The sequence below is a fragment of the Polyangium mundeleinium genome (genome assembly GCF_028369105.1).
In the GTDB taxonomy this organism is placed as follows: domain Bacteria; phylum Myxococcota_A; class Polyangia; order Polyangiales; family Polyangiaceae; genus Polyangium; species Polyangium mundeleinium.
In genome coordinates, this window is record NZ_JAQNDO010000001.1 from 3692118 (window position 1) to 3716162 (window position 24045).

The window sequence follows — 24045 nt, forward strand, 5'->3', positions numbered from 1 at the left end:
CGGGCGACGCGGCGGGTGGCGGGGCGGATGGCGAACGTGAAGCCGATGGTGCCGACGAGGGCGAGGGCCGGGACGAATTCGAGCCAGGCCTTGAAGAGGACGGGGCTCTGCGTGCGGAGGAAGGCGACGCAAAAGAGCATGAGGGTGTGGCCGCCGACGATGCCGGCGACCATGGCGGACTCGGCGAGTTTGTCGCGGAGGTTGCCGATGTCGGTGGAGGCTTCGGTGTGGGGGGTTTGGCCGAGCGTCGCTGTCGTCGTCTCCGCGGGAATCAGGCGGCGATAGAAGGCGCGACGGATGCCGCCGGCCATGAGGCCGAAGCCGGCGGCGGCGAAGAGGACGCGGGGGCCGATGTGCGGGACGAGGGGGCTGACCGCGAGGGGCCACGAGAGCGTGCGGACGAGGGCGGCGACGAAGAGGCCCCGGGGGCCACGGCGGACGAGGGCCGGGCCGGCGAGGGCGGAGAGGGAGAGGGAGACGAGGCCGACGGTGATGGCGAGGGGCAGGGCCGCGGAGAGGGCGTCGGGGACGACGGTCCAGACGAAGAGGAGCGCGGAGAAGGCTTCCCAGGCGGCGGCGAGCAGCTCGGCCTGCAGGTGGCTCGGGGCCTTCGGAGGGCGGATGGTGGAGGGCGGGGGGAGGGTGCGGCGCTGCGGAGCCATGGAGCGTGGAGCGATGCTACGGGTTTTTCGGCGCGGCGGAGTTGCGCCGGCGGGCGAATCCGGGGCATAGCTGGGGGGCAGGATGCGCGGCTACCTTCTCGCACCGTTCGTGCTCGCGTTCGGATGTGGCCCGGCGGAGCCCGCGCTCGCGCCGCCGCGGGAGGCGCCCGTCGCCGTGGTCGCGACCGCGCCCGCTGCCGCTGCCGCTGCCGCTCCCGCTTCCGCTTCCGCTGCCGCTTCCGCTTCCGCTCCGGTGGCCGAACCCGCGCCGGTGGCTCCTTCCGGCCCGCGCCTTTATGCCGTCGAGGGCATTCCCTGGATTTTCCCCACGCCCGAGAAAAAGGGCGAGCGCTACCTCGGGTACATCCGGGTCGGTGAATCGGTCGCGTTGAAAAAGCCGGAGCCCGTGCGCGGGGCCGGGTGCGCGCGGGGGTTCTGGGCGATCGAGCCGCGCGGGTACGTCTGCAACGACCCCCTCGTCTCGCGCGAGCCTCCGCCCGAGGTCCGGCCCGCGTTCGACGCGACGTTGCCCGCGGCCGGGCCCTTCCCCTACAAATACGCCATCTCCAATGGCGCGCCCATGTACAACCGCGTGCCCACGCCGCGCGAGCAGGCGCGCATCGAGCGGCTCCTCGGCCCCGCGGGCAAGTTCGAGCCGCTTTCCAAGTTCCTCTCCGCCCACGAGGACCTCGCCGATCCCCAGCCGATCCGCCCCGCCGACGCGCTGCCCGTGTTCCTCGAAGGCGGTAAAATGGTGCGTCCGGGTCGTTTCGATCTCGTGCGGCAGAACATTCCGCATGGGTCCATGCTCTCGTACACGAAGGCGTTCTCCGCCGAGGGACGCACGTTCCTGCTCTCGGTGGACCTCACGGTCGTGCCCGCCGACCGTGTGCGCCCGTTCCGCCCGAGCACGTTCCACGGCGTCCGCCTCGGCGAGGACGTCTCCTTGCCCCTCGCCTGGTTCCGCAAATCGCCGCGCGCGAAATGGCGCAAGCTCCCGGACGGCGCCCTGGAGCGCACCGGGACGTCGTACCCCGCGCGCTCGTATGTGATGCTGACGGGTCATTCCACGGAGCACGCGGGGGCCACGTACCTCGAAACGAAGGAGCGCGAGGGCGGGCAACCCGTGTGGGTGGAGCAAGGTGATGCGACCGTCGTCGAGCCGCGGCAAAAGCTGCCGTTCGGCGTGCGCGACGGGACGAAGTGGGTGCACGTGCGGATCACGCAAGGCACGCTCGTCGCGTACGAGGGGCTCACGCCCGTGTTCGCCACGCTCATTTCGCCGGGATCGGGCGGCGTGCCGGTGAAGGGGATCGACAACGTGAAGGCGAGCACGACGCCGACCGGGACGTTTTACGTGACGTTCAAGGACAAGGCTGCCACGATGTCGCCCGAAAAAGGCGAGGATCGCTCGTTCTGGATCGCCGACGTCCCTCACACGCAGTATTTCCACCCGCCCTTCGCGCTCCACGCGGCCTACTGGCACGAGCGTTTCGGCGAACCGACGAGCGCCGGCTGCGTGAACCTCTCGCCGATCGACGCCGAAACGCTGTTTCATTGGAGCGACCCGCCCGTGCCCCCCGGCTGGCAGGGCGCCGCGGGCGCCGGCGCCCCGGAGAACGGGCCGACAACGGCGGTCGTGATTTCGAGGTAGGATCGTCACTTGCTGCCTTGCGTCACGTGGAACCGATGGCCATCGTGAGGCCTCATGCGAACCGAGATCCGACGCAGCACCTGGGTCAAGCCCCTCCTCTCCGTATTCGGCGGAACGGCCGAGCGATCGTACGTCGACATCAAAGGCGACGAGATCCACGTTCGGTTCGGCTGGCTCTTCGACGAGCGGATCCCGCTCTCGCGCGTCACCTCGGTCGAGCGCGCGCGCTGGCCGCTGCTCGGCGGGCTCGGCTGGCGGACCAATTTCGTCGATACCGTCGCGGTCGTCGGGTCGTACGACGACGTGGTGCGCATCCGGCTCGCGCAGGCCCAGCCGATGCGCGTGCTCCTGCGCGTGCCGGCCGAGACGCTGTATGTCTCGGTCGAGGATCCGGACGCGTTCGTCGCCGAGGTCCGGCGCCGGATCGCCTCGCGGGTGTCCTGAGATGAGCTTCCCCGCGTTTCACCCGTTCCGCTCCGCCGAGGCCCGCGAACGGTTCCTCGCCCGTTACGACGAGCGCGCCGCGCGCTGGCCCGTCCCCTGCGAAGGCCGCGAGGTCGATACATCCCTCGGACGCACGTTCGTCCGGGTGAGCGGACGCGCGGGGGCCCCGCCGCTCGTGCTCTTGCACGGGATCTCGGGCAGCTCGCTCCAATGGGGTCCGAACGTCGCCAAGCTCGCCGAGCGATTCGAGGTCTTCGCCGTCGACGGCATTCACGACTGCGGCCGGAGCGTGTATTCGAGGTTCGCGAAGGAGGGGCACGAGTACGCGTCCTGGCTCGACGAGGTCGTGACGGGTCTTGGGATCCGGTCCGAGTTCGCGCTCGCGGGGCTCTCGTACGGCGGGTGGATCGCGAGCCAGTATGGGCTGCGATATCCCCAGCGGGTGCGAGGGCTCGTGCTCGTCGCGCCGGCGAACACCGTGTTGCCCATCGTGGGGACCTGGATTGCGCGTGCCATTTTGACCGCCCTGCCCATTCCGTGGCTCACACGGAGCTTCATGCAATGGATGCTCGCGGACACGGCGGCGCAGGGCGAGGTGGGCCGGAAGCTCGTCGAGGAGGTGTCCGGAGACTCCTACCTGGCCGCGCGATGTTTCGCGTCGAAGCCCGTGGTGCAGCCGACGGTGTTACGTGACGAGGAGCTCCAGTCGTTGCCCCGGCCGACGTTCCTGATCGTGGGGGAAAACGAGACGATCTATTCGGCGAAGGACGCGATCGCGCGGGTGAAGCGCGTCGCGCCGCACATCCAGACGGAGCTCGTGCCGAACGCGGGGCACGATGTCACGCTCGCCCAGGCGGAGCGCTTCAACGCGCTGCTGCTCTCGTGGCTCGGAAAGGGGACGGCTACGGCTTCTCCAGAGGATGCCTCCAGTTAACCTGGTAGGCCTCGTACTTGGATGTTCGGCAGGTGAACGCCGGATACCCGACGCCGCACCGCGCCTGAACGTAGACATCGATCGCGAAGTTCGAATGGGCGACGCCGTGCGCGCCCAGGATCACGCCCATCAGCGCCAAGCTCGTGACCCCACGCCGAACCGCGCGGCGCAGCGCGCCGAGGGCCTGCGCGGGATTGCCCTGCACGAGCTCGACGGCCCGATCGCGGCTTCGATACGCAGCGGCGCTCCGCGCGAGGCGTGAGGCGACGTCGTCGCCGAGGCCGAGATCAACGCGCGGTACCATCGGATCCACGAGCGGCGTGGCGCCGTCCTCGTCGGTCTGGAGCCCCGGCGCGAGCGCCACCTGCGCCCGCTTCAAAGCGCGGAGGTCGGCAGCGAGGACGGCGAGCGTCACGAGGGCCGTCGCGAGCAGGATGAAGAGCGCCGGGAAGGGGGGGGCGCTCTCGGCCATTCGCGCCGCAGGCCAGTCGAGGGCCGCGAGCAGCGTGGCCGCGGAGAGGGCGGCCGCGAGGATCCCCCACACGGCGCGGCGATCGCTGTCCGCGACGATCGAGCCGAGGCGGGCCCGCTGGGCGCGGCGCGCGGACGCGAGGACGAGCAGGCAAACAGGCAGGAAGAGGACCGCGGAAAAGGCCCCGCTCACGGCGCCGCCGAGCGTGCCGCCGTGCGCGTCGTCGAGGCCCGCGACGAGCGCGCCGGCCGCGGCGCCCGCGAGGAGCACGATGAAGACGTGGTACCCGAGCCGGTCCGTCCGCGAGCGGCTCTCCGGGTCGGAGGCTTCGAGCTCGTACCAATAACGCCATCCGAGGCAAAGCTTCTTCAGGAGGACGCCGGTGGCGGCGGCGATGAGCGTGGTGCCGAGGGCCGCGAGGGGTTTGACCTCGTCGTACGTGACGCCAAGGAGCGGGTTCGCGAGCAGGCCCGCGGAGAGCCATCCGGCAGCGGCGCCGGCGATCGCGAACGGGGGAGCGAGCTTCGGAAAACGGGATCCGTCGGCCATCGGTGCCTCCTTGTCCCGAGGGGGACGCCTCGCGTCCCCCTCTCGTCCGGGCAAAGCCCGGACGATTCACCCCCCCGAGGGAAGATCGCTGCGCGATCTTCCGAGCATCGAACCGGTCGATGCTCGGTGCGACGGGGGAAACGGGCGAGGCGCGGCCGTCCTTGGGCCGAACGTCAGGCCTTCGGCGGCACGTCCTCGAACGGAAGACACCGAAACATCTCGACGGCGATTGTTCCCTCGTCCGGCCTTCGTTCGATCGCGGTCGCCACGCGGTGACGTCCGCCGATCGAGGTGAGCGAAAACTGCCAGCGCGACGGATCGTCCGGGAGCGCGGGCTCGAAGGAGATTCGAATGGGGCCGCCCTCGTCGAGGTGATACGAAAAATGATCGAGCGGGATGGCGAGGCCCATGCCACGCGCCTTGATGTAGGCCTCTTTGAGCGTCCAGTAATCGAAGAATCGATCCCGCTGGCGATACGCGGGCAGCCGGCGCAGCGAGGCGGATTCGAACGGGGAGAAGAAGCGGTCGGCGATGCTCACGGTCTCGCCGCGCCTGTGGGTGTCCTCGACGTCGAGGCCGACCTCGCGGCCGCGCGCGACGAGGCAAGCGACGAGGCCACGCGTGTTCGAGAGGTTGAAGCGGAGCCGCGGCGCGCCGTTCGGGCCCGCGATCTCCGGGCGGCCGTGGCTGTTTCGCACGAAGACCCAGTCGCGCGGGGCGACGGGCGCATACGCGCTGAGCACGGCGCGGACGAGCGCGCGCGTGACGAGGTATTCGTGCCGGCCCTCGATGAACCGAAAACGCGCCTGCTGTCGGGCCTCCTCGGGGGACATGACGGAATGGTAGGCCGCGCGCAGGTACCAGTCGTCGACCGCGTCGGGATCGACGTACCAGAGGTGCGCGGCGCCCGGCGGCAAGGAGAGAAGGCTCAAGGCGTGGGCTCCGGCGTCGGGAGGATTTGCTTCACGTAGGCGTCGATCGTGCGGTCGCTCCGGCGCTCGCGCGGGTATCCGAACGAGACCTCCTCGAAGCGGACGCCGTCGACGTGCACCGTCCTCCGGACGTGCAAATGGCCCTGCACGACGACCCGCGCATCAAAGCGGACGTGCCAATCCGTGGTTTTTCGCGTGCCGCACCACGGCGAGAAGCGCGGCACGCGCGGCAAGAACACGAGGTCCTGGCGCAGCGGGAAATGGTTGATGAGCACCTTCGGCAGCGCGGGCGCTGCGCGGAGGCGCGCTTCGGTCTCGGCCACACGCGCGTGGCACCACGCGGGGCGACTCGGAAACGGCGTGGGATCGAGCAAGACCTCGTCCGCCGCGGCGATGCCCTGCTCCGCGGCCCAGTCGACGGCCTCGCTCACGGGCACGTTGTCCGGGCGGAACGTGTAATCGTAGAGCAGGAACATGGGCACGAGGAGGTGCGGCCCGCCTTCGCCTTCCCACACGGGATAAGGATCCTCCGGCGTGAGCACGCCCCGCTCGCGGCAGAGCTCGACGTACCGCGTATACCGCGCGGCGCCGCGCGGCTCGCCCGGCGGCGCGTGGAGATCGACGTAGAGCTCGTGGTTGCCCGGCACCCACACGAGCTTGCGGAACCGCGGCGCGAGCGTATCCAGCACGAATCGTACGTGCTCGAATGTCTCGCCGAGATCTCCGCCGAGGATGAGCCAATCGTCGGGCCGCGCGCCGAGGGACGCGACGGCGGCTCGATTGTCGGGAAATCCGACGTGCAGATCACTGATGGCGAGGAGCTTCATGAGGGCAGGCGCGCACGCACTCTACACGGGGTCGCGCCGCGCGTCAGCCGTCTCCGCCGCGTGGCTCGACCTCGAAGCCCCGAGGACGAGCGCGGCCGTGATGAGGGTGCCGATCGTGCTGATCGCGCCCGTCGCCCAGGGGACGTACAACGAGAGCAGGCCGCCCGCGAGCTGGATCGCCGCCGGCCAGAGGAGCACGAGCGTGCTGTTGATCGCGGTGACCACGAGGCAGGAGCCGATGATGAGCTGGCCCATCGCGCCCGAGGTCCAGACGTGCTCGCCGCGGACATAGGAGAGCACGTCGTGCAAGGCATTCAGGGCGAACGAGGCCGTGACGGTGAAGAGCAGCCGGCGGTTGAAGAGGTTCGTGAGCAGCCGTTTGCGACCGAAAAACAGGCCGGCGAGGAAAAGCGAGAGGATCACCGCGTCGAAGACGAGGACGTCGGCCCAGGGCGAGGGATGGCGCGTGCTCGCCTCGCGGATCGAGAGGGCGCCCATCGCGACCGCGCCGGTCACGACCACGGCGCTGACGAAGAGCGTCCGCGCGCCCCGGCTCACGCTCGAATCCATATCCTTGACCATCTCCGCGGCCTTCCGTTCGAGCCGCCGGCGCTCCTCGATTTTCTCCTCCAGCGCGGCGACCCGCGCTTCGAGCGCGGCGTGATCTCCTTCCATTCGTTCGAGCAGGGCGCGGGCATTCGCGGGGTTTTCCAGGACGATTTCGCGCTCGACGAGGAGCGAGAGGCTCCGCGTGAGGCCCTCCTTGGCGTGCGTGCTCTCGGGCCATTCACGCAGGGCTTGCAGGAAGCCGAAGCGGCATTCGCTGAGCCCGCCCAGGATTTCCGCGCTGGCGACGAGCTCGGGCCCGCCCTTGTCGATGGCCTCCTCCAGCGCCGCGAGGCGCTCGCTCGCCGCGTTCGCGATTCCGAGCGAGGAGCGATGACGTAAAAAGTCGGCCACGCGCTCGCGGAAGGCCGCGGCGCTCGGGGGGCGCTCGTCCCGATCGCGTGACATGGCGGCATTGCAGAGCGCGACGAGCTCGTCCGGGGCCTCGGGCGGATAATCTTGCGGCGCCGCCGCGCTCGCCGAGAGGAGCGCGTCGTAGAGGCTCGGCCGCGCGTGCGGCGGGCTACCCGTGAGGATCTCGTGGAGCGTCGCGCCGAGCAGGTACACGTCGGTCCTCGCGTCGATCTCGTGGGGCTCGCCGCAGGCCATCTCCGGGGCCATGTAGGCTGGTGTCCCGACGAGCGGCTCGGCCTCCCTGCCTGGCGTCGTATCGATTTTCCGCGCCACGCCCCAATCGAGCAGGTACACCTCGCCGAATTCGCCGACCATCACGTTGTCGGGCTTCATGTCCCGGTGGACGATCCCGCGGGTATGGGCGAAATGCAATGCGTTGCAGACCTGCATCAGGATGTCGAGGTGCGCGACGAGGCGCGATTCGGCCCCGAGGCTCGCGCGCTCCCAGAACGCATGGCGCGGATCCGCGATCAGATCACTCCACGAGACGCCCTCGATCCGCTTGATGACCAGAATCGGCCGCCCGGTCTCGTCGAGCCCGAGCGCGTGGACCGGCACGATGTTCGGGTGTTCGAGCGCGCCGGCGACCTGGCCTTCGCGGATGATCGCCAGCGACGCGCTCCGGGGCGCGTCGTCGTGCGGTATTTTTACTGCGACATGACGATCGAGCGAGCGCTGATGGGCGAGGTAGACGGCCCCCATGCCGCCTTGCCCGAGCTGCCGCACGAGGGTGAGATCGACGCCCGGCGAGGAAAGCACGGGCGGCTTGCCCTCGATCGCCCCGGTCGAGAGCGACAGGCGCGGCAGCACCGGAGGCTCGGCGTCCGCGGGCCGGCTCCGCGGCGGAACCGCGCCCACGGTCGTGGTGCCGAGGGCGTCCGCCGGGAGGTCTTCCACGCGGATCGTGTCGGAGATGGTCCATTCCATTGCGCGCCTCGAAGGATGCCCCATCCCTGCCGCCCGGAGAAGTGCGGGTTCCGACTTTTCTCCTGTGTCGCGCACGAAAAATGCGCTCGCCTCCGGCGCGGCATCGGCACACATTGAACGGACGATGGGCCGCACGATCCACCGCGCACGCACCCTCCTTTTCGTTCTTGCCGTCGCTTCCGTCGCCGGTTGCAGCGACGATCCCCGTCCCGTGGTGCCGCCCCCGCCGCCGGGCACGCGCGAGGAGCTCGCAGACGAGGCCGCGCTCGAAGCGCTCGCGGATTTCGGGGCATTGCCCGTCCTGGGCGAGGATCGATACGTCCAGACGGGGAGCCAGGATCGCCTGAGCGGCGCGCCCGCGCCGGCCGATTTCGTGGAGCGCGGAAACCGCGACATGAACCATTTCGTGTGCCGCGGCCGCGAGGCCTCCGTCAGCGAGAACCAGCTCATCCCGCCGATTTACGACGAGGCCGTATGCCCCGAACCCTACGTGCGGGGCGTCGTGCTCTCGCGTTTTTCGGGTTCGGGTCACCTTTCGCGGCTCTGGCTCACGGCGAGCTCGCTCCGGAACGGGCTCGTGGCGAACGACGAGGTGCTGCGGATCTGGGTCGACGACGAGGCGAACCCCGTCGTCGAGGAGCCGCTCGCGGCGGTGATCGACGGCACGGCGGGGGAGATGTTCGCGCCGCCGTTCGGGGACGGGCCGGGCAACCACCTCGCGTGGTATTACCCCGTGGTCTTCTCCAAGAAAATCGTGATTGCGCTGGATGGGCTGGGACCGCTGGAATATTATTATCACCAGGCAGGGGCGGTCCTCTCCCCGGAGGCTGCGCCGCGCAAGGCGGCCCCGACGCGCCTCGCCGCGCGGGATCAGGCGATCGCGGTCCTCTCGTCCACGGCGGAGGGGGCGATTCCGGGCGAGCCGCTCGTGGCGCCGGGGGCCGTGACGATCGAGCCGGGGCAAACGACCTCGCTGGCCGAGATGGCAGGACCATCCACCATTCACGCATTGTCCATCGAGGTGGCCGAAGCGCAGCTCGCCGCGCTCCGCGACGTCACGTTGTCCGTCCGCTGGGACGACGATGCGGCGCCGGCCATTTCGCTGCCGTTCTCGGACCTCTTCGCGGCGACGCTGGATCCGCCGGAGAATACGAGCCTCGTGCTCTCGGGGACGAAGGACGGGGGCACGGTGCGCTTGGCCTTGCGGCTCCCGATGCCGTTCCAGAAGAAGGCGGTCTTTTCGGCGACGAGCGCGGCGGCGGCGCCGGTCGAATTCGCGCTCTCGATCCGCGGCGAAAAGGCCGTCCCGAGCGAGGCGTTCGGCCGCCTCCACGTCGTCCGCAACGAGACCGTGGCGCCTGCGCCGGGGCCCGAACATCCGCTCGCGAGCGTCACGGGCCACGGGCGCTGGGCCGGCACGTGCCTGATGCTGGAGGGCCGCGGGATCGGCGACGGCAGCCTCTTCGACGAACCGCTCAATTTCCTGGAGGGCGACGAGCGCGCCGTGCTCGACGGCGTGACATCCGTCGTCGGGACGGGCACCGAGGATTACCTGAACGGCGCCTTCTACTTCGAGGCTGGCCCCCACGCCTCGCCGTTCGCGCAATGGTGGGGCACCGTGGTCACGCCGCCCTCGGCCCGCACGAGCGCGTGCCGGTTCCACGTCCTCACGGACCGGATCGACTTCCAGAAGAGCGCGGAGATCGCGCTGGAGATCGGTCCAGGCCTGCCGGAGACGCTGGAGCGGTACCGGAGCGTGACGTTTCTTTATCGGTGAACCGGCGCGCGGCTCGGCTTCGAGACGCGAGGGTGAGGTTCGGAGCAACCGTCTTCAGGGCTTCATGAACGCGGGATCTTCGAGTGCTTCGGACGTGCATTCCGCGGGCGCCGTCACTGGATTGCAGCGCGCGGGCGTGCCGCCCTCGATGTCCACGTGATAGGTGGTGCCGTCGATCGGCGCGGGATAATCGGTCGTGATGAAATGCGCGGCGCCGGCGAGCGCGGCGTCCCGCAAGGACGTGTCGCCGGCGAGCACCACGTCGAGGTCGATCTCGGCGCGCGTGCGGACGAGCATGTTCGCGGCCGCGGCCTCGTCGATGAGCACCTTCGTCACGGTGGGATCGTCGTAAAGGGTCCACGCGGCGTGGGGATCCGTGGGCACGGAGCGGGTGAAGGCGAGCCGGCCCGCGAGGCTCGTCCCACCACGTGAATAGGCCGTGCCAAACCCATCGTTCAGGTTGTACATCGTGAAGATCACGCGACCGCGCAGCTTGCCGAGCGTGGGCCACCCCTCGGTCCTCACGGCCTCGCCGAGCGTCGCGGAATCACCTTGCACATCGTCGGGCGTCACGAGGCGCTTTTCGGGCCAAACGCCGAGGACGATCTCGTGCAGGGTGCCGAAATAGGCCTCGATCGCGTCCGCGCCGGGCGCGAGGTCCTTGAGGTCGAGCAGGATCGTGAGCGGCAGGTGGGCCGGATGAGCGTCCGACCAGCGCTTGAGGATGCCGAGGCATTCGCGGAACGTGGCGCACGTGCTCCCTTCGTCGAGGAAGGGCACGTGGGCGACCTTGTAATCGCCGAGCCCTTCGTCGTAGCGGAGGTCGAGCTCGACGCTGCGGACGCCCTGCTCCGCGAGCTGCACGTCGAGCGGCGCGTGATCGATGGCGTACTCGGGCCCCGAGAGATCGGGGTTCGCCACGTGGAAGCTGTTGTGCGTGGCCTTCGCCTGCACGTGGTGGAGGCGAAGGACGTCGTCGAGCGGATACGTGAACGAAGGTTTCGTTTCGAGGACGCCCTGGCCTTCGGTGCCGCCGCACGCGCAGAGGGAGAAGGCCAGCGAAAGCAAGGATAAGCCGAGCGAAAGGCGAGAATGCATGATCCCGGTATGACAGCTCCGCTGGCGGGGACCGTCAAGGCCTGGAGAATCGGACGGCGGTGGGGAATGCATCGAGCACGGCAGGGACATGCCGTGCGGACGAGCAAGAGCGCGGCCGAAGGCCCGGGTCGCTCGATCGGCGGGGCGGACGGAAAGGTGAGGGTTTACCGGCGGAGCTTTTTCGCCATCTGCTCGCCGAGCTCGCCGGCGCGGTTCGTGGCGGCCTCGACGGCGTCGATGAGCGTGCGGCGCAGGCCGCCGGCTTCGAGCGTGTGCAGGCCCGCGATGGCCGTGCCGCCGGGGCTCGTGACCATGTCCTTGAGCCTGCCCGGGTGTTCGCCCGTTTCGAGCTGGAGCTTGGCCGCGCCGTAGACGGTCTGCGCCGCGAGGAGGAGCGCGGTGTCGCGGCCGAGGCCGACCTTCACGCCGCCGTCCGCGAGGGCCTCGATCATGAGCATCACGTACGCCGGACCGCTGCCCGAGAGGCCCGTGACCGCGTCGATCAGCGATTCGTCGAGCACGACGCAGCGGCCGACGGCCTCGAAGAGCGCACGGGCGACCTCGAGGTCGTCCTTCGTGGCGTGCGAGCCGGGCGCGATCGCCGTGGCCCCCGCGAGCGCGATCGCCGCGGTGTTCGGCATCGATCGAATGACGCGCGCGCGGTCGGGCAGGCGCGCCTCGATGGCCTCGATCGGCACGCCGGCGGCGACGGAGATGACGACATCACCCTCGTTCAGGCCGGCCGCGATGGCGCCGAGGATGCGGTCGACGATCTGCGGCTTCACGGCGATGACGACGACGTCGGCCCAGCGGACGAGCCCCTCGTTGTCGTCCGTGGTCTCGATTCCGTAGGTCTGCCGGAGCTCGGCGAGCCGCTGCTCCTTCAGATCGCTCGCCCGGATCTGATCGGGCGTGACGGTGGCCGAATGCAGCAGCCCTCGGATGAGCGCGGACGCCATGCTGCCGCCACCCAGAAATCCGATTCGCCGTCCTTCCATGCGCTTGCGCAGATCGTTCATCGTGTCCCTTCCGGCGACGCACCCTACCAGAGCGCTCCGGCAGGGGACAGCGGATCCGGGGCGTGCTGCGATCGTCCAAACCGCATGGCGAGGGGTTGCGCAACGCGGTATCGCGATTCATCCGTTAGGCTCGGAATGAAGTGGAGCCTCGGCCGGTTCGCTCGCCCGGAGGTTCGAGGGGAGAATTCATGATGTCCGTCCGTTCGTCCCAGCGTGCATCTTCATTTGTATCGCGTTCGGCGCTCGCCCTTTTGCTCGCCACGGGAATGCTCGGCTCCGCCGGCTGCGGGCATGAGGCCCACGCGACCCCGCCGCCGCCCTCTACGCAAGAGATCGCGCAGCAGGTCTCGGCCGAGGCCGCCGCTGGCTACACGGCCGCGCCCGCCGCGCCCGCGCCCGTGCCCGCGACGTTCGACGTCGCCGACCTCGCCCAGCGCGTGACCCCCATGGTCGTCAACATCACGACGACGCAGAAGGTCGCCTCCGCCTCCGGGGGTCCGGGCTTCGGCGGAATCGATCCTTTCGACTTCTTTTTCGGGCCCCAAGGGGGCGGCGGGGGAGGGGAGCGCTCGCCGCGGAACCCGGGGCGCTCGCTCGCGCGCACCGCGCTCGGCACCGGGTTCATCATCGACGCGGAAGGGTTCATTGTGACGAACGCGCACGTGATCGAGGGCGCGGACGAGGTGAAGGTGCGCCTCGCGGACGAGCGCGAGTTCGCGGCCGACATCGTCGGGCGGGATCCCAAGCTCGATCTCGCGCTGCTCAAGCTGCGCGGCGCGAGCGGCCTTCCGACGGCGGCGCTCGGATCGAGCGAGGCGCTGCGTGTCGGCGAGCACGTGCTCGCGGTCGGAAACCCCTTCGGGCTCGGGCATACGGTGACGCTCGGGATCGTGAGCGCCAAGGCCCGCTCGATCGGCGCCGGCCCGTACGACGATTTCATCCAGACCGACGCGAGCATCAACCCGGGCAACAGCGGCGGCCCGCTGTTCAACTGGCGCGGCGAGGTGATCGGCATCAACACGGCCATCCGCGCCGGCGCGAACGGCATCGGCTTCGCGACGCCGGTCGACGCGCTGAAGGACATCCTGCCGCAGCTCCGCGAGAAGGGGCACGTCGAGCGCGGCAAGCTCGGCCTGCTCTTCCAGCCGCTCACGGCCGACCTCGGCAAGGCGTTTGGCATGGATACACCGAAGGGCGCGCTCGTTTCGGATCTCGAGCCGGGCGGCGCGGCGGCGCGCGCGGGCATCAAGCCCGGCGACATCGTCGTCGCGGTGAACGGGACGCCGATCCACCACGCCGAGGACCTGCCCCGCAAGGTCGCGCGGCACGCGCCGGGCACGACGATCAAGGTCTCGCTCCTGCGCGGCGGCAAGCCGGTCGAGGTGACGGCGAAGCTCGATCAACTGAGCGACGCCGACGTCGGCGACGACGACGCGAAGCCCACGCGCGGGCCGAAGGCGCCGGCCGCATCGGCGAACAAGTTCGGCTTCCAGTTCTCGGATCTCGGGGGCGGCGGCGTGCGCGTCGATCGCGTGACGGATGCCGAGAGCGAGCTGTCGCCGGGCGACGTGTTGCTCGACGTGAACGGCACGCCCGTGCGTGACGCCAAGGCGCTGGAAGCCACGCTCGGCAAGCTGAAGTCCGGCACCGTGGCGGTCGCCAAGATTCGCCGCGGCAAGGTCACGCGGTTCGCCGCGGTCCCCATCCGCTGAGCCTCCACCGGGCTTGACAGCGCCCGCGCTGCGCGGTGCTGTCGGGCCCATGAACCCTGCCCCGTCCTCGTTGCGGCACCTTTCCGAGGCGCCGCGCCTCTACGTGCAGGAGGGCTTCGCCTCCGACGAGGAGGTGCGCCACGTGCTCGCCTCGTACGGCGATCGCGACGCGCTCACCCGTCGGGGGCTCCCGTGGCAGGCGAACGAGACGGGGCTCTCGAGCGAGCTCCCCGTCGAGGCCGACCCCGTCCTCGCGGCGATCGCGGCGCGGATCGAGGCGGTGCTCGGTTTTTCCTGCACGCTCGTCGAGCCGACGTTCCGGTTTCGCCGGTACGAGCGAGGCGACGCGCATCCGCCGCACCTCGACGAATACACGATCGGCGGCGCGTGCCTCGTGGCGACCGCGATCGTGTATCTCACGGACGCGGCGTCCGGCGGCGAGACGTTTTTCCCGCGCGCCGAGCCGCATCCGAGGGCCGTCGCCGCGCAAAAAGGCCGGCTCGCGCTCTGGTTCAACCACCGGCCCGACGGGAGCGTCGATCGCGCCGCGTTGCACCAGTCGAACCCGCTCCGCGAGGGCGAAAAGGCGACGATCACGTATTTCGTTTATGCCCCCGTCGAGGCGGCCCGCGCGGGCGTCGTGGCCGACGAGGCGCCGGCGCGGAAGGAGCCTGCTTCGCGGCGGTTCGTCTGCGTGAACGACGGCGTACCCGAGGCGACGATCCGCGTGCTGCGCGAGGCCTGCGCGGCGCGCGGGGTCGCCTACGAGGAGGTGCAGGCGGCGGATTTCGATTTCACGGCGGCCGAGCCGCTCCCGCCGGGGACCTTGCTCTTCCGGCCGGCCGTCTCGTCTTCGGCCGTGCGCGTCGAGCAGGCGCTTTACGGGCCGGGCGTCGTGACGTTTCATCGGGAGCCGGACGGCGTCTTTCGGGAGATAGGCCCCGATTGCGCGGTCCTCGAGCGTCGCGGGATTTCGGTGCCGCGCTGGATCTGGGGGAACACGACGAACCGGGGGCTCTTGCGGCGGTACGTGGACGATCTCGGCGGCCTGCCGATCGTGATGAAGTTCGCCGGTGGATCGGGGGGCGTCGGGGTGTTGCGCATCGACAGCCTGGCGGGGCTGTTTTCCACGATGGATCACGCGCGCGCGTCGGGCCGGATGCCGGTGCTCTCGGCCTACATCCCGGACGCGACGCACCACCGCTGCATCGTCGTGGGCGACCGCGTCGTCGGGTCCTGGCGCAATCGAACAGACGAGGACGATTTCCGGACCCACGCGACCGACGATCCGGCCGATTACCAGACGCCGCCCGCGCCCGAGATCCTGGCGAGCGCCGTGGCCGCGACGGCGGCCCTCGACGTCGAGCTCGGCGGCGTGGACGTGCTCGAACATCCGAGCGGACGCCATTACGTGCTGGAAGTGAACTTCCCCTGTTATTTCGCGCGTGCCCGGCTCGTCGGCGGGCAAGACGTGGGGGGCGCGATGATCGATTGGCTCGTGCGAAAAGCGGAGCGAGGGGCAGGCCGGTAGCGGCGGCCGCGCTTCAGGCGCGCTTGTCGCTCTGCTCGCCGCCGCGCTTGTCGCTCTGTTCGCCGCCGCGGGCGCTCTTGTCCTTGTCGCCCTTGTCGGCCCGCTTCTTGTCGCTCTGCTCGGCCTGCCGCTTCTCCCTCTCCTCCTGGTTCTTCCGCGAAGTGTCGTCGTCGGAAGCCGAGAGTGGCATGCCCGGGGAGACGCCGAGGGCCGGCGCGCTCTCGACCGTCGGGCCGCGGCGAACCCGAGGACCCCCGGCCGGCGGCGTCACGCGCGCTTCGAGCAGGCCGAGATCGGCGAGCTCGTCGAGCGCGCGGAAGATCGCGTCGCGCGTCCACCCGTCGGTTCCGGTGGCGGCCGCGAGGGAGGCGAGGTCCGCGACGGTCCGGGTGCCGTCGGCGTGCGCGAGGGCGAACGCGGCGAGGGGCGAGAGCGCGGGCACGGAGCCAGCGTCGATCGAAGCGCTGCGGGCTTTCGGGGTCATGCAGATCTCCTGCGTAGGTAAGGTTCGTCCCAAACGTGACGATTCATATCACGGAGGGCCAGCGCGCACAGGGGAGACCAACGGTTCGGCGCGAGGCGCGGGCACGAAAGCTCGTCGCGTGGTACGGGGCGCGCGTGAACCGCGTCGAGCCGGGGGGCCGAGAGAGGAGCACCCCGGAGGCCACGAGCGGCCCGCGGAGGGCGCTCGCGTGGATGGTCACCGCGCAGGTCCTGTTCACGATCATGGGCGTCTGCACGCGCCTCGGCGCGCAGCGGCTCCCGTGGTCGGAGGTCGCCGCGGTGCGCGCGGTGCTCGGGGCCGCGGTCGCCATCGCGGTCGCGCGGATGCGCGGCGCACCGCTGGTAATCCACGATCGGCGGACGGCGTGGGCCCGAACGATCTGCGGGACGGTCGCGATGATCTGCACGTTCTACACGCTCGGCGCGCCGGCGATCGCGCTCGGCGACGCCGTGACGCTCGGCGCGACGTCGCCGATCTTCATCGCGATCCTGGCGCCGTGGCTGCTCGGCGAGCGAAGCGGCCGGATCGTTTGGGTTGCAACGACGGTCGCGTTCGCCGGCGTGGCGCTCGTCGCCGGCCCGAGCTTCCGGCTCTCCGGCCGGCTCTCGCTGGTCTCGCTGCTCGGCGCGGTCGCGACCGCGCTCGCCATGATCTGGTTGCGTCGCCTGGGCACGGGCCGCTCGGGTACGCCGCGCGAGAGCCCCGAGGCGATCGTCGCGCATTTCTCGGTCGTGGCGGGCGTGACGCTCTCGCTCGTCGCGCTCCCGACGCTGCGCGTGCCGGACCTCGAAGGCACGCTTTTCCTGCTCGGCACGGGTGCGAGCGGCGCGTTCGCGCAGATCGCGATGACGCGAGCGTACGCGCTCGATCGTGCGGCCCGCGTGGGCGTGTGGAGTTACCTCGGCGTCGTCCTGACGCACTTCGCGGCGATCGGGATTCTCGGGGAGAGCGAAGATCCGATCGGGCTCGCGGGCTCGGCGCTGGTCATCGTGGCGGGGCTAGGGCTCACCTGGTCCGGCTTGCGCGAGGCGAAGGCGGCGGCCGCGCTCGCGTCGACCCCTTGCCAAACGGGCCGATGACCGCGATCCTCCCGTCGGGATGCCGCGCACCATTCGGAAAATCGCCATCAACACCGGGGGCGGCGACGCGCCCGGGCTGAACGCCGTGCTTCGCTCCGTCACGCTCGCCGCCATCGAGCGGGGCATCGAGGTCTGGGGCATCAAGCATGGCTACCGCGGGCTGCTCGAGAACGAACCCGGCGGCCTCGTGCGGCTGGATCGCGACGCCGTGCGCGGCATCATGCACATCGGCGGCACCATCCTCGGCACGGCGAACCGCGGCGATCCGTTCCATTACCCGACGCAGGAGGGCGACAAGGTCGTCCCCAAGGATCGCTCTGGCGAGCTCGTCGAGCGGTTCCGTCGCGAGGGCTTCGACGCGCTCGTCGCGGTCGGCGGTGACGGCTCGATGCGGATCGCGAACGCGCTGCTCGAGCGCGGCTTGCCGCTCGTCGTCGGCGTGCCGAAGACGATCGACAACGACGTCTACGGCACGGAGCTCACGTTCGGCTTCGACACGGCGGTGTCGATCGCGACCGAGGCGATCGATCGGCTGCACTCGACGACGGAGGCGCACGAGCGCGTCATGGTCGTGGAGGTGATGGGGCGGCATGCAGGATGGATCGCGCTGCGGGCCGGGATCGCGGGCGGCGCGGACGCGATCCTGATGCCGGAGGTCCCGTTCTCGTACGAGCCCATCGTGGAGAAGGTCTTGCAGCGTGAGGCGCGCGGGCGTCGCTTCTCGATCATCGTGGCGGCCGAGGGGGCGTGTCCGAAGGACGGCGACGTGATCGTGCGCGACACGGGCGACGAGTTCCGGCGCGTGGCCGTGCTCGGCGGCGTGGCCGAGCGCGTGGCCAAGGAGATCGGCGCGCGCACGGGCAAGGAGACGCGCTCGATGGTGCTCGGCCACCTGCAGCGCGGCGGCGGGCCCACGACCTTCGATCGGCTGCTCGCGCTGCGCTTCGGCGCGGGGGCCGTGCGGTTCCTCGTGCAGGGCTGCGAGAGCGGCATGGTCGCGCTGCGTTGCCATCGCGTGGAACTCATCCCGCTCTCCGAGACCGCGGGGCGCACGAAGACGGTGGACCTCGACGGCGACACGGTGACGACCGCGCGCGAGATGGGCATCTGCTTCGGCGACGAGGCGCCGGGCCAGTTCGCGCCGGGAGGCACGGCGGCGTCGTGAAGGTCCCGTGGGGGATCACGCTCGGCGTAGCGCTCGCGCTCGGCGCGCCCGCGGCGCTCGCGAAGGAGCCGAGCAAGCCCGAGATGCAGCTCGCCAAGGAGATGGTGAGGGACGCCGTCGTCGAGGCGAAGGCGGGGCGCTGCAACGACGCGATCCCGATGCTGGAGCAAGCGATCGCGATCCACGAGACGGCCGAGGCGCTCCTCGCGCTCGGCGATTGCCAGGCCACGATGGGCAAGCTGCGCACGGCCGTGGCCACGTGGAAGCACGGGGAAGAGATCGCGGAGGCGCAAAAGGACAAGGCGCGCCGCGAGGCCATCGAGAAAAAACGCAAGGAGATCGAGGCGCGCATCCCCACGATCCTGCTGAAGGTCCCTGCGGGCGTCAGCGGCGTCGTCGTGACGATCGACGGCCAGGCCCTCCCGGAGGCGAGCCTCCGCGCACCCGTGCAGGTGGATCCCGGCGCGCATCAGATCGAGGCGAAGGCGCCGGGATACGACCCTTTTTCGAGGAGGGTCGAGGCCGAGGACGAGGCCAAGCTGACGGTCGAGATCGACTTTCCGGGGCTTCCCAAATCAGGCGCTTCGGCGTCGAAGGGGAGTGTCCTCCCGCTCGGCACGTGGATCGCGGGGGGCGCGGCGGTCGCGTTCCTCGGCGGCGGCGTGGCGGCGTACCTTCTGGCGGGCGCGCATGCCGAGGCGGGCGCGATCGAGTGTCGCAAGCGGGTGCAGTGTGGCGAGGATCGCATCGACAGCGTGCGCACCTTCGATGGCCTCGCGCTCGGAGCCTGGATCGGCGCGGGTCTTGCGGCGGGCGCGGCGGTCGGGATCTGGGCGCTCGCGCCGAAGAAGGCGAAGGACGAGGCGTCAGCGCGGATCATCGTGGGCCCGGGGACCGTCTCGATCGTCGGGCGGTTCTGAGCGCTGAGCGGAGTTTGACAGGCCTCGAACGAGATCGATATCTTGGCTAGCCAGGCCCCGAGCCTGTCGAAACGGCCCGAAAACATGACCAAAGTCCTCGTATTCGAGAGCGATCACGCGTTTGCCGGAGAGCTCCGTACCGAGCTCGGGCGTCTCGGCTGCACCGTGCAGGTCGTCGACGACGGCAACGCCGGGCTTTCGCTCGCCGCGAACGACAGACCGGACCTGATCCTCCTCTCCATCGAGCTGCCGCGTATGAACGGCTTCTCGGTGTGCAACAAGCTGAAGAAGGATCCGCAGCTCAAGGACGTGCCGCTCGTCATCATGTCGAGCGAGTCGACCGACGAGACCTTCGAGCAGCACCGAAAGCTCCGCACGCGGGCCGAGGACTACGTGCACAAGCCGATCGCCATCGGCGAGCTGCTCGGCCACATCCGCGCCCTCGTGCCGATCGACGCGACGATCGAGCCGGACGCGATCGTCATCGACGACGCCGAGGTCATCGAGGAGGCAGACGTCGAGGAGGTCGAGGAGGAGGAGGCAAACGCGCCTGCCGGGGCTGCGGGCGAGCGCGAGATCGACGACTTCCTGGGCGGCGCCTTCGATCGGCTGATGGCCGACGACGACGAGGAGAAGACGCGGGCGCAAGTGTTCCCGTTGATGCCGCCTGCACCTTCGGCCCCGGCCGCGCCGCCTGCGCCGCCTGCGCCGCCGCCTGCGCCCGTCGCGGCGGTCGCGCCTGCGCCGCCGCCTGTGCCTGCGGTCGCGCCGCCTGCACCACCGCCGCCTGCCGCGCCGCCTGCGCCGCCGCCTGTTGCTGCTGCGCCGCCTCCCGCTGCGCCGCCGCGTCCCGGAGGCTCCACGGCAGGCACGCCTCCACCACGTCCCACCGCGGCGCCCGCGCCGGCCACGACGCGATCCGTGCCCCCGCCCGCAGCGCCTTTCCGCGCGAGCGAGCGCCCGCCGGCCCCGCAAGCGGCGGACACGGCGGAGCTCGATCGACTCCGCGCGGAGCTCGCGCGCAGCAAGGACGAGCTCACGCGTAGCAAGGACGAGCTCAACCAAACGAAGGACCAGCTCACGCGCAGCAAGGATGAGCTCACGCGCAGCAAGGATGAGCTCGCACAAACGAAGGACGAGCTCACGCGCGCGCAGGGGGAGTCCGCACGTCGCGAAGGTGATCTGCCGCAGTTCCAGCAAGAGGTCGAGTCGCTCCGGGCCGAGCTCGCGCGGGCCCGCGACGAGAGCACGCGCCTCGACCAGGAGCTTCAAACCTCGCGCGCGAGCACGTCGCGGCTCGAGGCCGATCTCGCCAAGGCGAGCGAGGGATCGGCCGACGTGGTGCGGCTCAAGCGCGAGGCTGAGGAGCTCAAAGCAAAGCTCTCTGCGGCCATCGCGGCGACGGCGACCATGCAAGGCGGAGGCGGCTTGACGGGCACGGCGGCGCTCACCGCCACCTCGCGCCTCGGCGGCGTGTCGAGCCGCGAGTTCCTCGATCTGCGCGAGGCCCTGAACAAGAAGGACAAGGAGATCCTCGCCCTGCGCGAGCAGGTCTCGCAGCGCGACAAGGAGATCATCGAGCTGCGCGATCAGGGGCTCGCTCTGGAGCGCGAGAAGGCCGATCAGCTCGATCGCATGATCGAGTTCGAAGGCTCGCGCGAGCAGAGCGACGCCGAGCTGAGCAAGCTGCGCGACGATCGCGCGGCGCTCGAGCAACGCGTGACGAACTTCCAGATGCTGCTCGAACGTGTCGAGGAGAAGCTCGCGACGCGCGATGCGGAGCTTGCAGCAGCGCGGCTCGATCGAGAGGCCGCGATCGCGATGCGCGAGGAGCAACTCCGGACGTCGAGCGAGACGCTCTCGCAAGCGGTCGCCGATGCGGAGGCGCGGACGCGCGCGAGCGAGGTCGAACGGCTCGGCAAGGAGCACGCGGCGGAGAACACGCGGCTCGGAGAGGAGCACGCGGCCGCGATCCAGAAGCTCGGCGAGGAGCACGCGGCCGCGATCGCGAAGCTGCGCGACGCGCACGCGGCCGAGATCGGCGATCTCAGCGCGGAGCAGGGCGCGGAGCTCGGCAAGGCGCGCGAGGAGCACGCAGCGGAGATCACGAAGCTGCGCGACGAGCACGCGGCGGCGATCGAGGCGCTGCGCACGGCGGGCGCGAGCGAGGCGGAGCGCGCGCGAGAAGAGGAGATCGCAAAGCTGCGCGAGGAGCACACGAAGGCCCTCGAAGCGGCGAGCGCGGACAAGGCGCAGGCGATCGTGGAAGCGTCACGCGCGGCCGACGAGCGGCTCGCGGCGCGTGTGCAAGAGCTCGAGGACGAACACGCCCACGCCGTGGGAGATCTCGAAGCGCGGCACGCCGCGGCGATCAAGGGCGCCGAAGAGGCCATGCAGAAGGCCGTCGCGGAGCAGGAGGAGCGAACGCGCGCGATCGAGGCGGCGCGCGCTGCGGAGGCAGAGGAAGAGCGCGAGGTCCGAAAGCGCGCGCTCGCCGAGCAGGAGACGACCTTGCGCGCCGCCGCAGCCGAGCTCGAAGCACGCATCACCGCGCTCGGGGCCGAACTCGAAGAGGCGCGCGGCGCGACCGACGCGGCGCGCCGAGACGAGGGCACGGTCCGCGCGGAGCTCGCGGCGCGCGTGGCCGACGTCGTGCGGCTCGAAGAGGAGCTCAAGAAGCGCGAGGAGGAGCGCGACGCGCTCGCCGCGGAGAAGGCCACGCTCGTGGCCGACGCCGTGAACGCCGCGTCGCGCCTCACGCGCGTCCGGGCGCGGTGGGACGAGGACAAGCTCGCGCTCGAACGCGCGCGCGAATCGCTCCTCCATGCCGTGCAGCGAATCCAGGAAGTCGAGTCGCGCTCGATCGACGCGGAGTGAGCCGAGCGGCCGCGCGGCCGCTCAGCTCGATTTCGCGCGGAAGGCCTCCGGCAGGAGCGCCGCGAGCGACGTCATCCGCGAGAGCCCTTCCTGATCGGCGACCGACATCCGGATCGGCAGGTCCTCCGCGAACTCGGCGAGCGTCTGCCGGCACATCCCGCACGGCGCGCCGATCGCCGGGCTCTCCACGCCCGGCCCGAGCTTCGACGTCCCCGGCGTCACGACCGTGAGCGCGATCGGAGCCCGCTCACCCGCAGCCACCATCTGCACGATCGCCGATCGCTCCGCGCAGATCGAGAGCCCGTACGACGCGTTCTCCACGTTGCAACCGGTGAAGATCCGACCCGACGCGGTGAGCACCGCGGCGCCGACCTGGTAGGCCGAGTACGGCGCATGCGCGCGTGTTTGCACGTCGAGCGCGGCGCGCTCGAGCACCGCCCAATCGATGTTCGTCTGCAGAACGGTCAAGCTGCTCCTCCTCGCCAGCTCCCGCCGCCGGTGATCGCCGCGCCGACCTTCTTCACCCAGCCCGAGAGCAGCGCCGTGAACCGCTCGCGCGACGCTCGCGCGGTCGCCTCGACCTCGGCGTGATCGAGCGGCGTCGGGCTCAGGCCCGCCGCGAGGTTCGTGATGCACGACATCGCCCCGCAGCGCACGCCCATGTGCCGGAGCGCGATCACCTCGTGCACCGTGCTCATCCCGACCGCGTCGGCGCCGAGCGTCCGCAGCATCGCAATCTCGGCCGGCGTCTCGTACGACGGACCGAGCAGGCCCGCGTAGATGCCCTCGTGGATCGACACGCCCGCGTCCGCGGCCGCCTCGCGCGCGAGCGCCGCGATCCGCCGATCGTAGGCGTGCGTCATGTCGGGGAAGCGCGGGCCGAGGCCGGCCTCGTTCGGCCCGACGAGCGGGTTCTGGCCTGTCAGGTTCAAGTGATCACGGAGGAGCATCAGGTCCCCGGGCTGGAACGTGGGCCTCGTACCGCCGGCGGCGTTCGTCAAGAGCGCCGCGCGACACCCGAGCCGGGCGAGCAGCCGCGCGCCGAACACCGCGCGCTCGGGCGCGTGGCCCTCGTAGAGGTGCACGCGGCCTTGCAGACAGGCGACCGGCACTCCGTTCGCGAGGCCGATCCAGAGCTTGCCCGCGTGTCCGATCACGGTCGACACGGGCATGAACGGGATTTCGCTGTAGGGGAGCACCACGTGCTCCTCGAGGCGCTCGGCCCACGCGCCGAGCCCCGAACCGAGCACCACGCCGACCACCGGGGTGAGCGGGCTCTTCGATCGGATGACGGCGACGGCCTCGTCGAGGTGGGAGATCAGGCTCATCTGTCGGAGGTTAGTACAGGGCGACGGGCGGGGGAAACGTTTGCCCGCGCCCGTCGGGCCGTCCGTCCTTTCCTTCGTCGCTTCGAGAAGGGTGCAGGGTTCGAGCGACCGTGATAGGGTGCGCGCCCTCCTGCGTCGTTGAGGGGCTAAAGCGCCCAACCTCGCGCGTAGCCCGCTTCTCCAGAAGCTTCCAAGGTGAATCCGATGAGCACGTTCGAAGAGTTCCTCAAGGCCAAGGCGATCGACCCGCGCAGGATCATCGCGGCGTCCCAGAAGATCGAGAAGCTGCGCCCCGAGGATCGGGCGATCCGTTTGACCAAGCGCCTCGCCCGCAAGAGCGAGGACGGCGCGAAGAAGAAGGAAGGGCTCAAGAAGCCCCGCAGCGGCCGCCCCGTGACGGATCGCGCGATCGCGTCGGCGCTCGCGGGCAAGCCCGTCAGCGGCCCGAGCAAGACGCGCATCCTCCGCGCGGTGAACCACATCCTCGAGCAGAAGAAGCAGGAGAAGGTCGACCTCAAGGCGATCTTCCCCGGCGAGAAGAAGGCCGCCGCGGCCTGAGTGACGAGGCGGGGGTGAGGCTTCGGGAGACGAAGCTTCGCCCCCGAATCTTTTT

The 24045-nt window shown here is 70.5% G+C and carries 20 protein-coding genes; 11 read left to right on the plus strand and 9 right to left on the minus strand.

The window, feature by feature from the left end; all coding sequences use genetic code 11:
• The first annotated feature begins 744 nt into the window (after nucleotides 1–744).
• Genes POL67_RS14800 through POL67_RS14810 form a run of 3 tightly spaced genes read left to right on the plus strand, consistent with a single transcriptional unit; the run spans nucleotide 745 to nucleotide 3694 of the window.
• Complete coding sequence (locus POL67_RS14800) at nucleotides 745–2316, plus strand: L,D-transpeptidase (protein ID WP_271918002.1); 1572 nt, start codon at nucleotides 745–747, stop codon at nucleotides 2314–2316.
• A 54-nt stretch (nucleotides 2317–2370) separates the two neighbouring features.
• Nucleotides 2371–2760 (plus strand): hypothetical protein, encoded by a 390-nt coding sequence (locus POL67_RS14805; RefSeq protein WP_271918003.1) that lies wholly within the window; start codon nucleotides 2371–2373, stop codon nucleotides 2758–2760.
• A 1-nt stretch (nucleotide 2761) separates the two neighbouring features.
• Nucleotides 2762–3694, plus strand: coding sequence for an alpha/beta fold hydrolase (locus POL67_RS14810; protein ID WP_271918004.1), 933 nt, complete (start codon nucleotides 2762–2764; stop codon nucleotides 3692–3694).
• Here the strand turns inward: POL67_RS14810 and POL67_RS14815 are convergent.
• From POL67_RS14815 to POL67_RS14830, 4 genes are all read right to left on the minus strand, one after another.
• A complete protein-coding gene (locus tag POL67_RS14815) occupies nucleotides 3663–4715 on the minus strand; it encodes a hypothetical protein (protein WP_271918005.1) in 1053 nt (350 codons plus the stop codon). The genes POL67_RS14810 and POL67_RS14815 overlap by 32 nt on opposite strands.
• A 173-nt stretch (nucleotides 4716–4888) precedes the next feature.
• Nucleotides 4889–5647 carry a 4'-phosphopantetheinyl transferase family protein gene (locus POL67_RS14820; RefSeq protein ID WP_271918006.1) on the minus strand — a complete coding sequence of 253 codons (759 nt, stop codon included), beginning with the start codon at nucleotides 5645–5647 and terminating at the stop codon, nucleotides 4889–4891.
• Nucleotides 5644–6474, minus strand: a complete 831-nt coding sequence (locus tag POL67_RS14825) for a metallophosphoesterase family protein (RefSeq protein ID WP_271918007.1) — start codon at nucleotides 6472–6474, stop codon at nucleotides 5644–5646. Before POL67_RS14825 ends, POL67_RS14820 begins: the two co-directional genes overlap by 4 nt.
• A 21-nt stretch (nucleotides 6475–6495) precedes the next feature.
• Nucleotides 6496–8421, minus strand: coding sequence for a serine/threonine-protein kinase (locus POL67_RS14830; protein ID WP_271918008.1), 1926 nt, complete (start codon nucleotides 8419–8421; stop codon nucleotides 6496–6498).
• Between the two features lie 211 nt (nucleotides 8422–8632).
• Between POL67_RS14830 and POL67_RS53600 the strand changes: the two genes are divergently transcribed.
• Complete coding sequence (locus tag POL67_RS53600) at nucleotides 8633–10198, plus strand: DUF2961 domain-containing protein (RefSeq protein WP_271918009.1); 1566 nt, start codon at nucleotides 8633–8635, stop codon at nucleotides 10196–10198.
• A 54-nt stretch (nucleotides 10199–10252) separates the two neighbouring features.
• On the opposite strand, the gene POL67_RS14840 is transcribed toward POL67_RS53600, so the two are convergent.
• Together POL67_RS14840 and proC are read right to left on the minus strand one after the other, a co-directional pair.
• Nucleotides 10253–11296: a Ca2+-dependent phosphoinositide-specific phospholipase C gene (locus tag POL67_RS14840; protein WP_271918010.1), complete on the minus strand. Its 1044-nt coding sequence runs from the start codon at nucleotides 11294–11296 to the stop codon at nucleotides 10253–10255.
• Nucleotides 11297–11460: 164 nt separating this feature from the next.
• Entirely contained in the window at nucleotides 11461–12315 is an 855-nt protein-coding gene (gene proC, locus POL67_RS14845; RefSeq protein ID WP_271918011.1) for a pyrroline-5-carboxylate reductase, read from the minus strand.
• 188 nt (nucleotides 12316–12503) lie between these two features.
• Here proC and POL67_RS14850 point away from each other — a divergent pair, with 188 nt between their 5' ends.
• Together POL67_RS14850 and POL67_RS14855 are read left to right on the plus strand one after the other, a co-directional pair.
• Nucleotides 12504–14027: a Do family serine endopeptidase gene (locus POL67_RS14850; protein WP_271918012.1), complete on the plus strand. Its 1524-nt coding sequence runs from the start codon at nucleotides 12504–12506 to the stop codon at nucleotides 14025–14027.
• Nucleotides 14028–14076: 49 nt separating this feature from the next.
• Nucleotides 14077–15558: a 2OG-Fe(II) oxygenase gene (locus POL67_RS14855; RefSeq protein WP_271918013.1), complete on the plus strand. Its 1482-nt coding sequence runs from the start codon at nucleotides 14077–14079 to the stop codon at nucleotides 15556–15558.
• Nucleotides 15559–15571: 13 nt separating this feature from the next.
• Here the strand turns inward: POL67_RS14855 and POL67_RS14860 are convergent, their stop codons facing one another.
• Nucleotides 15572–16042: a hypothetical protein gene (locus POL67_RS14860; protein ID WP_271918014.1), complete on the minus strand. Its 471-nt coding sequence runs from the start codon at nucleotides 16040–16042 to the stop codon at nucleotides 15572–15574.
• A gap of 134 nt (nucleotides 16043–16176) precedes the next feature.
• Here POL67_RS14860 and POL67_RS14865 point away from each other — a divergent pair, with 134 nt between their 5' ends.
• The 4 genes from POL67_RS14865 (at nucleotide 16177) to POL67_RS14880 (ending at nucleotide 22104) form a co-directional block, all read left to right on the plus strand.
• On the plus strand, nucleotides 16177–17142 hold the full coding sequence (locus POL67_RS14865; RefSeq protein WP_271918015.1) for a DMT family transporter: 966 nt from the start codon (nucleotides 16177–16179) through the stop codon (nucleotides 17140–17142).
• 19 nt (nucleotides 17143–17161) lie between these two features.
• A complete protein-coding gene (locus POL67_RS14870) occupies nucleotides 17162–18307 on the plus strand; it encodes a 6-phosphofructokinase (RefSeq protein WP_271918016.1) in 1146 nt (381 codons plus the stop codon).
• A complete protein-coding gene (locus POL67_RS14875) occupies nucleotides 18304–19227 on the plus strand; it encodes a PEGA domain-containing protein (protein WP_271918017.1) in 924 nt (307 codons plus the stop codon). Before POL67_RS14870 ends, POL67_RS14875 begins: the two co-directional genes overlap by 4 nt.
• Nucleotides 19228–19311: 84 nt before the next feature.
• A complete protein-coding gene (locus tag POL67_RS14880) occupies nucleotides 19312–22104 on the plus strand; it encodes a response regulator (protein WP_271918018.1) in 2793 nt (930 codons plus the stop codon).
• Between the two features lie 21 nt (nucleotides 22105–22125).
• On the opposite strand, the gene cdd is transcribed toward POL67_RS14880, so the two are convergent.
• Both cdd and POL67_RS14890 read right to left on the minus strand, forming a co-directional pair.
• A complete protein-coding gene (cdd, locus tag POL67_RS14885; RefSeq protein ID WP_271918019.1) occupies nucleotides 22126–22572 on the minus strand; it encodes a cytidine deaminase in 447 nt (148 codons plus the stop codon).
• On the minus strand, nucleotides 22569–23432 hold the full coding sequence (locus POL67_RS14890; RefSeq protein ID WP_271918020.1) for a purine-nucleoside phosphorylase: 864 nt from the start codon (nucleotides 23430–23432) through the stop codon (nucleotides 22569–22571). The genes cdd and POL67_RS14890 overlap by 4 nt, the downstream gene beginning before the upstream one ends.
• A 204-nt stretch (nucleotides 23433–23636) precedes the next feature.
• Between POL67_RS14890 and POL67_RS14895 the strand changes: the two genes are divergently transcribed.
• The gene (locus tag POL67_RS14895) at nucleotides 23637–23990 is read left to right on the plus strand and encodes a hypothetical protein (protein WP_271918021.1); all 354 of its coding nucleotides are present in this window, start codon (nucleotides 23637–23639) and stop codon (nucleotides 23988–23990) included.
• The last annotated feature ends 55 nt before the right edge of the window (nucleotides 23991–24045 follow it).

Bases quoted from the DNA above. Each gene is read 5' to 3' on its own strand.
- POL67_RS14800 (WP_271918002.1), top strand. From the start codon at position 745: ATGCGCGGCTACCTTCTCGCACCGTTCGTGCTCGCGTTCGGATGTGGC.
- POL67_RS14805 (WP_271918003.1), top strand. From the start codon at position 2,371: ATGCGAACCGAGATCCGACGCAGCACCTGGGTCAAGCCCCTCCTCTCC.
- POL67_RS14810 (WP_271918004.1), top strand. From the start codon at position 2,762: ATGAGCTTCCCCGCGTTTCACCCGTTCCGCTCCGCCGAGGCCCGCGAA.
- POL67_RS14815 (WP_271918005.1), bottom strand. From the start codon at position 4,715: ATGGCCGACGGATCCCGTTTTCCGAAGCTCGCTCCCCCGTTCGCGATC.
- POL67_RS14825 (WP_271918007.1), bottom strand. From the start codon at position 6,474: ATGAAGCTCCTCGCCATCAGTGATCTGCACGTCGGATTTCCCGACAAT.
- POL67_RS14830 (WP_271918008.1), bottom strand. From the start codon at position 8,421: ATGGAATGGACCATCTCCGACACGATCCGCGTGGAAGACCTCCCGGCG.
- POL67_RS14840 (WP_271918010.1), bottom strand. From the start codon at position 11,296: ATGCATTCTCGCCTTTCGCTCGGCTTATCCTTGCTTTCGCTGGCCTTC.
- proC (WP_271918011.1), bottom strand. From the start codon at position 12,315: ATGAACGATCTGCGCAAGCGCATGGAAGGACGGCGAATCGGATTTCTG.
- POL67_RS14850 (WP_271918012.1), top strand. From the start codon at position 12,504: ATGATGTCCGTCCGTTCGTCCCAGCGTGCATCTTCATTTGTATCGCGT.
- POL67_RS14855 (WP_271918013.1), top strand. From the start codon at position 14,077: ATGAACCCTGCCCCGTCCTCGTTGCGGCACCTTTCCGAGGCGCCGCGC.
- POL67_RS14860 (WP_271918014.1), bottom strand. From the start codon at position 16,042: ATGACCCCGAAAGCCCGCAGCGCTTCGATCGACGCTGGCTCCGTGCCC.
- POL67_RS14870 (WP_271918016.1), top strand. From the start codon at position 17,162: ATGCCGCGCACCATTCGGAAAATCGCCATCAACACCGGGGGCGGCGAC.
- POL67_RS14880 (WP_271918018.1), top strand. From the start codon at position 19,312: ATGACCAAAGTCCTCGTATTCGAGAGCGATCACGCGTTTGCCGGAGAG.
- POL67_RS14890 (WP_271918020.1), bottom strand. From the start codon at position 23,432: ATGAGCCTGATCTCCCACCTCGACGAGGCCGTCGCCGTCATCCGATCG.
- POL67_RS14895 (WP_271918021.1), top strand. From the start codon at position 23,637: ATGAGCACGTTCGAAGAGTTCCTCAAGGCCAAGGCGATCGACCCGCGC.